This is a genomic window from Cupriavidus sp. CuC1, from assembly GCF_044627735.1.
GTDB lineage: Bacteria > Pseudomonadota > Gammaproteobacteria > Burkholderiales > Burkholderiaceae > Cupriavidus > Cupriavidus ulmosensis.
In genome coordinates this window covers 1-600 of the sequence record NZ_JBIUHC010000437.1, presented here as the reverse complement: position 1 = coordinate 600, position 600 = coordinate 1, and the positions used below count along the sequence as shown (strand labels likewise).

At 60.5% G+C, this 600-nt stretch carries 1 protein-coding gene; it reads left to right on the top strand.

What is annotated here, in order from left to right; translation table 11 throughout:
* Window positions 1–600, top strand: a 600-nt coding sequence (locus ACGLHR_RS52090; RefSeq protein WP_400103995.1) for an IS1634 family transposase, incomplete at both ends; no start/stop codon positions are given.

The window sequence follows — 600 nt, the reverse complement described above, 5'->3', positions numbered from 1 at the left end:
TGGTCTTCAATCGACTGTGTGACCCGGAATCTAAACTGGGCGTGCTGCGCTGGCTGGAGACGGTCGGCCTGCCAGGGTTGTCCATCGAAGCAGTCGACCACCAACATCTGCTACGCGCAATGGACGCGCTGGTCACGCATCAGGCAGAAGTCGACGCCGTGCTGGCGGGGCTGTTGCGTCCGCTGGTCGATCAAACCTTGTCGGTGGTGTTCTACGACATGACGACCATTCGTGCCGAAGGTCTGTCGCAGCAACAAGACGATGTACGCCAGTACGGCATGGCCAAGGAAGGCGTCATTGCCCGGCAATTCATGTTGGGAGTCGTGCAGACGGCAGAGGGATTGCCGCTCTATCACGAGGTGTTTGACGGCAATACCGCAGAAGTCACGACCCTGAAGCCAACCATCGAGAAGGTACTGAGCCGGTTCCCCGTCAGACGCGTCATCGTCGTCGCCGATCGGGGATTGCTCTCGATCGACAACCTGGCAGAGCTGCAGGCGATGACCTTGCCCGACGGTGCGCCGCTGGAATTTATCCTGGCGGTGCCGGGCCGTCGCTACAACGATGTGGTCGAGTCATTGGAGGCCTTCCACGCGCAGC